This window comes from Novosphingobium sp. PhB55, from assembly GCF_004368805.1.
Taxonomy (GTDB): Bacteria; Pseudomonadota; Alphaproteobacteria; order Sphingomonadales; family Sphingomonadaceae; genus Novosphingobium.
Genome location: NZ_SODQ01000017.1, coordinates 19,982 through 27,291 on the forward strand (window position 1 = coordinate 19,982; position 7,310 = coordinate 27,291).

The window sequence follows — 7,310 nt, forward strand, 5'->3', positions numbered from 1 at the left end:
CGAAAGTCCCAATGACGGCCAATCCCAGGCATCGCCGAAGTTGGCCGTTCGAGCCTTATGGAATTCCCGGACCACCACGCCCTCGCCCGATCGTCCAATTGATGCCGTCGGCGCGCATCAGGCCGGACACCGACTTCCCGACCTGCTTTTCGAGCGCCGGCCTCCACGGAACCAGCGTGAAATCCCAGCTTCGCTCGATGAGCGCATGCTTGCCGCTGACAAGGTCGAGAGAGCGCCGATAAACACCCTCGATGCGCTCGCCTTGGCGAGCCTCCCGATAGGGCCGCCCAAGTTCCTCCTCCATACCGTTTGAAACCCGTAACAGCTCCCGCCGGCGAAGCGCATCCATCATGCCGTCCGCAAACACGGTCCGTCCCTGGCTTTCCTCTGCAAACCCTTGCGCGAGCAGCCACTGTCGCCGCCTGTCCCGCGCATCGGATAGTTCCTGACCGAAACCAGCGCCGCGCGAAGGCTCCGCCGCCCCGGATGTCAGGTCGCGATCGATCCAGGTTGCGGCCTCCATCTCGGCCAGCTTGCCGAGCGGCTCGTGCGTCAACACTTTCACCGCCACCGGACGGTCCTGGAGGCGCGCCTGTTGCCACGTGGCAACGCGGTCCAGGTGGTCTGCAGAAATCGTCCAACGTCCCGATAACTCGCGCTCTACCAACCCGCTCTCCCGCCGCATCGCTTCCAGCCTGCGGACATGGGTTTCGGCGAAGGTCTGGGAGGCGTTCGGATCGTTCCTGAGATGCAGGTCGACCTCGTAGTGCCCATCGTTAGCGGCGGCGATCGCGGCGATCGTGCGATCGACATCGCGGACACTCGCTCGCAGAGGCTCGACCCTGACGATGGAACCGGCAAGCGATCCGGTATCGTCGGCGAGCGCTGCAAGCCCCTGCCCGGCCTTTCCGATGGCGACGTAATGGCTTCGCCCATCGGTGCCATCGATGATGAGGTAATGACGATCCTCGAACTCGTCGGCAAGGCCGCGCGATAGCACCCGGCCGACAAGCGGCCTCGCACCCTCGGCGGCAGGCTCATAGATAACCTGATCGGCCGCCGCCCGCTCTACCTTCATGCGCGTGAACTCGCGCTGCGTGGTCCGGATCACGTCGCCGCGCTCGCCCATTCTGTGCAGCACACCTTCGAGATCCAGCGATAGCCGGTAGCGATCGCCGCCCAGATGCTCGGCCAGATCCATCCGCGTGAGCTGGGCAAGCCGCCCTGCGCGGATCGACTGCTGGAGGGCATCAGGCGAACGCGCTGCAACTTCTCTTTCAGGGCCAGCCTCGGCAAGCAGTGCGCGATCGATGGAGGTCAAACGCTGCTGGCCGATCTCGGCCCGCAAGCCATCGGCAATTTCCCGGTCCGATCGCGGCCCAAGATCAAGCTCGACCAGATCGGCGGCGCGCTCTCGGATTCCGTGAGTGAGATAGTCCCGGGCGATGACGAGATCCTTGCCCGCCGCATCCTTTCCTCGAACAACGATATGCGTGTGCGGATGGGCGGTGTTGAAGTGATCGACGGCGACCCAGTCGAGCGGTGTTCCGAGGTCCTTTTCCATCTGCGCCATGAGCCGCCGCGTCAGCGGCTTCATATCCTCGTAGCGATCCCCATCCTCCGGCGAGACGATGAAACGGAACTGATGCCGATCGCTCTTGCCGTTTTCGAGGAACGCCTTGCCGTCGACGGTATCCGTTTCGCGCCCATAGAGCGCGCCGCGTTCTCCTTCGCGCGTCGTGCCGTCGCGCTGGAGGTATCTGAGGTGGGCGGCTGCCGCAGCGGCGCCCTTCCCGGTGAGCCTGACGATGCTCGCCTTCACGACGACGCGGCGGCGATGCGAACCCGCCATTCCGCCCCTGCTGGCAAGCATTCGGCCGATCCCGCCGCCGCGCCCGATCCTGCTGCCGGAAAAGCCCGATTTGCCGCGCGCTTTTGCTGCGCCCCCGCGGGCCAGATTGGCCGCCGCCATGACCTTACCGATATAGCGCCTCTCACCCTTGCTTCCGCCCGCATTCTGACGCCCGAGGCGAGGCAGAAAATCGTCATCGTTGGCCATGGAAGTTCGCCCGCATGAGGGAATGGACCCGAAACATGCCGCGCAGCCGCCAATGTGAAAACCGGTGCCGTCCGGGGCCGCAGATAGGCTGGTCTCATGCGCCCCATGGCACTGGCGAATCGCGCATAGTGCCGTTGAGCCCCAAGAAAAAAGATGTGCAGACAACATGTTATGGCGCGGGGGTGCCATAGCTTTATCTTGCCTTACGCGCCCCTACCCCGCCGGCCTCAGCCAGGCCCAATCAGCGCTCATCCACTGCCCGGACCGATGCCGCCTCTCCGGGTGCGCCCGCTCGCCCCGCTCGCCCCGCCGTCCGGCCGAAAAAAAAAGGCCGAGACGCGAGTGCGCAGCGGCACCTGCATCCCGGCCGGGAAAGCCCTTTCGCGCCTACCGCAAGGCCGCGTAGAACTCGCGCGCCTCGCCTTCGCTCGCACACTCCCGCCGCGCAATGAGCCCCTGCGCCTGGCCATCGCCATCGACGATGCTCACCGCTGCGTACCACGCCCCGTCCATGCACCCCACAACTGCGATCCGGTCGAGTTCAAGCCCGAAATCATCCTCGCTGTCCAGCGCGCCGAGCCAGCGCTCGCATACCCGCGCGTCCCACACGAAATCACTCTCTTCCGCGTCCAAGAACCGCCGCGCAAGCGCTTCGCCCGCGCCATGCCCGAACTCGATCTCCAGACCCGCCACGAGCTTCGCAAGTACCTGCTGTGCTGCAACGCCGATGTTCACCTGAACCGTCATAACAACCTCCTACGCTTGTGCGTCCCCTTCCTGAGGACCCCAGTCGTCGGACGGTCGGCGCGGTGGCTGTCAGGGCCGCACCGGCTTGCCGGTGCGCCGCGAAGCGGCGGCGGAGGAGCCGATTTTATTGCAGGAAAACAAACAAAATCGCGCGCGAAGCGCGCTCATTTGCTGCGGTAAAATTGGAGGGGCCGCCGGCCTTTACAGCCGCCGCAGAGGCCGTCACACTCGGCATTTTCCGAGGAGGGTGGCTGACCTCTCGTCCTAGCGCACGGCTGGGGCCTGGGCTCTGGAATTGAATGCTCGCGGCACCGCGCTCTGACCGGATCAGGGCGCTGTACGAATAGCGAAAAGGGGATCGGCAGCACCCGGCGATTGCGGTAGCGAAGCCCCGTCGTCATCCGCAGCATTGACATGCGTAGAAGCGACAAAGATTGTCTGCCTTGCGGCCTTCTTCGGTGCTCTGGATGGACTGTCGATCGGCCCGGCCGCGAGGGGCACCGCCCCATTCATGCCAGCCACTCCGCCTGCGACACTGGCGAGATAGGCCCGTGTCTCGGCGGGTAATCGCCGGCCACTTGCAAGCGCCGCAGCATAGCGCGTGGGGCCTGCATTGTATGCCGCGAAAAGCCCCGGATAGCCGAAACGGTCGTACATTTCCCTGAGGTAGGCGGTGCCCGCAAGGATGTTGTCGCGCGGGGCATCGGGATCGCCTCCGAGCCCGAGGCGCGCGCGCATTTCCGCCCAGGTTCCCGGCATCAGTTGCATGAGCCCCATAGCCCCTGCAACCGATCGGATCGGGTGCCCATCGAGGGTGGTGCGCCCCCTGCTTTCGGCGCGCATCACCTGCTCGATCCAGACATCGGGAATGCCGAATCGCTGCGAGGCTTCCGCGATCTCGGCATGCCAGCGAGACACCGCGCCGGGCTCTGCTGCATAGACAGGCGACGCCGAGCTGAGAGAGACCAGCGGGATCATTGCGGCAAGCAGCGCGGCCGCGACAAGGCGCGATGGCCTGAGGGAAACAGGCGCGCGGGCGGGATGACCGGCTCCATTCCGCGCGCCGCGCCCCATATGCTTCATGGCAGCCACAGCGGGGTAGCCTTGCCGATGATGTCGCGCTGGCCGGTCGCCCCGAAATAGCGCCCGTCGAAGCTATCCGGGCGAATGGTCATCAGCAGGAAATAGCTTCCTTGCCGAAGACGCATACAGCCCTCCCACTGCGGCAGCGGACGGCCCGAAGGGTCGAACGACATGCGCTCGGCGATAGGCTTCGCACCCAGCGTGACAGTCCCCCCGTGGGCGCAGACGGTATCGCCCGCCGCGCCCGCCACGCGCTTCACCAGCGGCACGCCCGAGGGCAGATAGTGACGCCGGGCAGCCAGGGCACGGGCCGGTTTCGGCGGCCAGGCGACGACCATGTCGCCGGGCATGAGCGGCACGCCCGGAGAAACCAGGTAGAGCCCGATCGGAGCGCTGGCGCTGTGATTCCAGACGAGCCGAGGCACCGGCGGGAAGATGAGAGTGAGGTTCAACGCGGCGAGGCCGGCGGCGATCAGCGCGGCGCGGCGGCGAAGAAGTCGGCGCCGCGCGCGGACGGCGCGCAGGGCCTCGCCCCAGGCGAAGAGCGGAAGGTTTCTAGCATCAGCCATGGGTCCCTCCCCGCGTGGCGGCAAGGGACCAGGCTTCGAGGTCATCGATATGATAGCGCCAGTCTCGGCCATGCTTGCGGCACCTGGGGCCCGTGCCTTTCCTGCGCATGCCTCTCAGCGTGATGACCGCAAGGCCAAGGAAAAACGCGGCTTCCTTGGAGGTCAGAAACGGCGAGGTCTGGCGGGCAGTTTCCGCCCGCAATTTAGCCTGCCGTACGGCTTGTTTGATGCCGCCGGGATTGGCCGCGGACGCGGGCAATCCGCCAGAATTTTCCGTCATGATCTGCGCTCCCTTTGCAGGCCGGAAAGGCCTGCCGGGTACGAGGCATGACGACTGCGGCACGCGCGCGGCAGGGTCGAAAATCGACATGCGCGTTTTCGCCCCTCCCCCCACCGCTCCCGGATTAAGCAGTCAGGGCGCATCAGATACGAACGGGAACGCCGCGCGCGATCGCGCTGACCCGATGCCTTGCGGTAGGCGTCGGACGGGGCAATCCGACGCTGGCCACGCGGTTATTGCGGCGCCGGGAACCCCGCATCCGGGTGGATGCGAGGCTCCCCGAAGTTCGCCTTAATCGGCGGGATTCCAGATGATCGCGAAGGCGTCCTCATCGTCGTGGCCGGCGGCCCGGCCGAGGTTGGCGTAGAGCCGCCGGGGTCCGAATTCCGGGGCCGCGAGGCTCAGCGAAACGTAGTCGTTGCCCGAGCTTTCGCTGCGGCGCAGCCATCCGGCGCCGACCTCGACCCCGCCCGAGGAAACCCGGTAGTCGGGCTGGGCCTCGCTGGTCTTGCGGGTGTTGGGCGCAATCTCGATCTCGGCGCGGATCGAGAGGGTGCGAAGCTGGCCCTTGAAGCTGCGGCCATCGCGGGTGACGTATCCGATTGCAGGCATCGTTCTTCTCCTGACTGGGTCGTCCCGAACCGATTTTCCGGACGATGGCAGACCGGAAGGAGCGGTCGAGGCAGCATCCACGAACCCTTGGGCCGAAGCGGCAGCGAAGGACCGGAGCGCAGCGGCTTATTTGAAGGCGAAGCGGCCGCGAGGAGACCGCGCCTGAGCGGTCGGGGAAACAAGCCGCCGCGCGATGGTTTCGCGGGGCTGCGACTGCTCCAGGTCGCTGCCTCTCGGATCCGGGAATCGGCTTTGGACGCCCGGTGTCGGGAGCGCAAAACGATGCAGCGAATCGGATCATCGTTCACGCGCGTTCGCGCAGCTTGGGGCGGCATCACACCCTCTCGAGCCGGGCAGATTTGCGCATCGTACCCGCGAGGCGGGCGAGGTTGCTATCGGCTTGGCGCAGGTGGCGCAGGTGGCTGGGGATCGAGGTCTGAAGTCGCCAGCAGGCCGCACCGCGGCGGGAGCCCGTGAGAAGCGAGACGCGGATTCGCTTGAGAACCGGCAAATTCGGGGACCTGCCGCTCCCGCCCAAGTTCGTCCTGGCTGCTACTGTCCAGGACGGTACATGGTCGCTGCCACGACACCGGAACCGCGCCACGAACCGGCGACAATTCGTGATCCTCGTACCCGGATGCGGGGCTCTCGGCAGAAATTTCGCGGCGGAAAATTCGCTGTCGCGCGTTGCCCCCCTCAGCGAAGCGATTTGGTCCGCCGCAGGCATCGCCGTGACCGGATTCACCCGAAATAGTCATTTCCTCTTGTCTCGGATTTGACGCAGCACAATGCTAGGAGCGTCTGCCGTGACCAGGTCGTTAGACGACCGGAGCGGCGGGAGGAGCCTGAATGAACATCTATACCCTTAGATTCCCGGACGACGGAAATGCAGGCGCGCTTCGGCTCGATTTTGGCGCCGAAGACGCTGCCGATGCGTTGGTCACCGCGCACCGCAAGGCCTTGGACGTAAGGTCTGCGCGCGCCGCCGAACTGTGGCAGGGTGGCCGCAAGCTCTGCACCATCCGCCACGCGGCAAATGGACCTGAAAGCGGGCCCAAATCCTTACGTTTCCAGTCCGCCTGACGCCGGGTTCCACGGCTGTCTCTTTTGCAATTTTACTGGTGGTGCGGACCGCTCCGGGGGCGTGGAGCGGTCCCCCCGAAGGGTGTTTGCAGCCCGGACAAAAGGGGGGCGTGCCGGGCTGCTGTTGGCGGCGCTAGCGACCGGCGGGCGAGCGCGACAGGCCATTTCGGCAGGACGTTCGCCAGATACGTCGATCACCTTCGGGCGCACGAAAGGCGAGAACGGCCAAGAGCGATCCCCTTGGCCGGTGGGCCGGTGGCGGTCGCTTCGCCCCATGCGCACTGGCGCTTCGCCGCCGCCGAAGGCAGCATCGCATGCGCCGTCCATCGGCAGCGGGGAAAGACGCAATCGACGAAGACGCCGTGTTCGCATCCGGAAGCGCACTCGCTGCGATTGCGGGAATGATCGAGGAAAAGGACGTCTGCACCGCGGCCGAGATTTCATAGTCCTTGGGGCATGCGGCAATGTTTCATTTCAGGTCCGGCGAGCGGCACCAGACGCGCGGTCACTATCTGTGCGCCTGGGCGGTTTCGGTGAAGGCCGCCGCCGATGGCAGGACAAATCCCACCCGCAACTAGCCGGGTAAATCCGCCGCGACCGGAACTCCTCCCGATATTCCGGCGCGCCGGGCCATGCGAGAAAGGAACGGCGCGAACAGTGAGGCGTACGGGTCCGAGCGCGCGGTGACTCTGTGACAAGGCGCGACAGTGTCGCACCGGTCCGCCGGGAGGGCCACCGACAGGGACCGTTCAGGCCCGATCCTCTCGATAGGGCGCGCGGGAGGTTGTGTAACCACAGGTCTGGAAATTCATTCGGGTCGGGACGGTTAAGCCGGTGCCGGGGCATGCCCCGGCACCGGCTGCCCATCTTCAGCATT

At 65.8% G+C, this 7,310-nt stretch carries 7 protein-coding genes; 1 reads left to right on the top strand and 6 read right to left on the bottom strand.

Going from position 1 to position 7,310, the window contains the following annotated elements; translation table 11 throughout:
- Nucleotides 1-55 precede the first annotated feature (55 nt).
- The 6 genes from rlxS to EDF57_RS24980 form a co-directional block, all read right to left on the bottom strand.
- Complete coding sequence (gene rlxS, locus EDF57_RS24955) at nucleotides 56-2,059, bottom strand: relaxase/mobilization nuclease RlxS (RefSeq protein WP_134096337.1); 2,004 nt, start codon at nucleotides 2,057-2,059, stop codon at nucleotides 56-58.
- A 387-nt stretch (nucleotides 2,060-2,446) separates the two neighbouring features.
- A complete protein-coding gene (locus EDF57_RS24960; protein ID WP_134096338.1) occupies nucleotides 2,447-2,806 on the bottom strand; it encodes a hypothetical protein in 360 nt (119 codons plus the stop codon).
- Nucleotides 2,807-3,133: 327 nt separating this feature from the next.
- Nucleotides 3,134-3,784 carry a lytic transglycosylase domain-containing protein gene (locus EDF57_RS24965; RefSeq protein WP_134096339.1) on the bottom strand — a complete coding sequence of 217 codons (651 nt, stop codon included), beginning with the start codon at nucleotides 3,782-3,784 and terminating at the stop codon, nucleotides 3,134-3,136.
- Nucleotides 3,785-3,885: 101 nt separating this feature from the next.
- Nucleotides 3,886-4,458, bottom strand: a complete 573-nt coding sequence (locus EDF57_RS24970; RefSeq protein WP_134096340.1) for a S26 family signal peptidase — start codon at nucleotides 4,456-4,458, stop codon at nucleotides 3,886-3,888.
- Nucleotides 4,451-4,828 carry a helix-turn-helix domain-containing protein gene (locus tag EDF57_RS26310; protein ID WP_347876972.1) on the bottom strand — a complete coding sequence of 126 codons (378 nt, stop codon included), beginning with the start codon at nucleotides 4,826-4,828 and terminating at the stop codon, nucleotides 4,451-4,453. Before EDF57_RS26310 ends, EDF57_RS24970 begins: the two co-directional genes overlap by 8 nt.
- A gap of 201 nt (nucleotides 4,829-5,029) precedes the next feature.
- Nucleotides 5,030-5,350, bottom strand: a complete 321-nt coding sequence (locus tag EDF57_RS24980) for a DUF736 domain-containing protein (protein ID WP_134096341.1) — start codon at nucleotides 5,348-5,350, stop codon at nucleotides 5,030-5,032.
- A gap of 849 nt (nucleotides 5,351-6,199) precedes the next feature.
- Here EDF57_RS24980 and EDF57_RS24985 point away from each other — a divergent pair.
- Nucleotides 6,200-6,433 (top strand): hypothetical protein, encoded by a 234-nt coding sequence (locus EDF57_RS24985; protein ID WP_132269197.1) that lies wholly within the window; start codon nucleotides 6,200-6,202, stop codon nucleotides 6,431-6,433.
- The last annotated feature ends 877 nt before the right edge of the window (nucleotides 6,434-7,310 follow it).

Excerpts from the sequence above, each read along its gene's own strand:
- rlxS (WP_134096337.1), bottom strand. The coding sequence starts at position 2,059 with ATGGCCAACGATGACGATTTTCTGCCTCGCCTCGGGCGTCAGAATGCG.
- EDF57_RS24960 (WP_134096338.1), bottom strand. The coding sequence starts at position 2,806 with ATGACGGTTCAGGTGAACATCGGCGTTGCAGCACAGCAGGTACTTGCG.
- EDF57_RS24965 (WP_134096339.1), bottom strand. The coding sequence starts at position 3,784 with ATGATCCCGCTGGTCTCTCTCAGCTCGGCGTCGCCTGTCTATGCAGCA.
- EDF57_RS24970 (WP_134096340.1), bottom strand. The coding sequence starts at position 4,458 with ATGGCTGATGCTAGAAACCTTCCGCTCTTCGCCTGGGGCGAGGCCCTG.
- EDF57_RS26310 (WP_347876972.1), bottom strand. The coding sequence starts at position 4,828 with ATGTCGATTTTCGACCCTGCCGCGCGCGTGCCGCAGTCGTCATGCCTC.
- EDF57_RS24980 (WP_134096341.1), bottom strand. The coding sequence starts at position 5,350 with ATGCCTGCAATCGGATACGTCACCCGCGATGGCCGCAGCTTCAAGGGC.
- EDF57_RS24985 (WP_132269197.1), top strand. The coding sequence starts at position 6,200 with ATGAACATCTATACCCTTAGATTCCCGGACGACGGAAATGCAGGCGCG.